Source organism: Bartonella sp. AP150HLJHH, assembly GCF_042196385.1.
In the GTDB taxonomy this organism is placed as follows: Bacteria; Pseudomonadota; Alphaproteobacteria; order Rhizobiales; family Rhizobiaceae; genus Bartonella.
The window spans coordinates 1-822 of sequence record NZ_JBHIQC010000112.1 but is presented as its reverse complement, the minus strand read 5'-3'; the positions used below and the strand labels follow the sequence as shown (position 1 = coordinate 822).

The 822-nt window shown below is 44.9% G+C and carries 1 pseudogene; it reads right to left on the bottom strand.

Annotated features, from left to right (window positions below):
* Positions 1–822, bottom strand: a pseudogene (locus tag ACFING_RS09955) (filamentous hemagglutinin); the annotation flags it as partial.

Here is an 822-nt window from a genome sequence, read left to right as displayed (position 1 = left end):
CTATTTCTAAGCTCCCCCGTCTTGATCACGAAATCTCGTGCCGCTAAAACCGACGTTGTCTCATCAACCATAACGCTTGGAGCAATAAAGAGAATATCTCCAGTCCCACCGCCATCTCTTACGGCTTGTAGCCGCGCATGGTGAATATCAAGAGCATTGGTGCTTTGAAAGTCTAAACCGCCATAAGTCAATTCGCTCTCTGAGACATCAATATGATCTGCAATTAAATACAGCGTTTGCGGCGTGTAAATATGAGAACGATTATTGCTTAAATCGAGAGTGTTTGCCGTCAATCTCACATCCCCCTCAGCAGACAGCACATTCTCAACACTGATCTCTCCTGATACCGATGTCAATGTTGCACTGCCATAGCCTATGACCTGATCATAATAGATGTCGTTGCCTGCAAAAATTTCAATATTGCCACCACTGGCAATCTGACCAACCTTCACCCCTTCTTTTGCTGTAATCAAAAGAAAGCCCTTTTCATCTAAAACAAGATCCCCTGAACCGCCCGTAGAAACGACACCTGTCATCAGTGTCCCTGCATCAAGGCTGCCAACCTTTAAAACAGCTTCTTCACCCGTCATCAACGAAGAAAAGTCAACCGCCCCACCCTCAATATTTGCCTTGCCATAGGCTAAAAGTTGTCTAAAATGAACGGGAGCATTTGTTGCTGGTTGTGCTTGAATGGCAACATTTTGATGCGACAGAATTGTTTGAGAAACAGATAGCCCGTTATGAAAAACCAGGGTGATATCTCCTGCTCCATAAACACTTTCAGCAACAATCGCACCTTGACTGCTCTGGAGATCAACATCC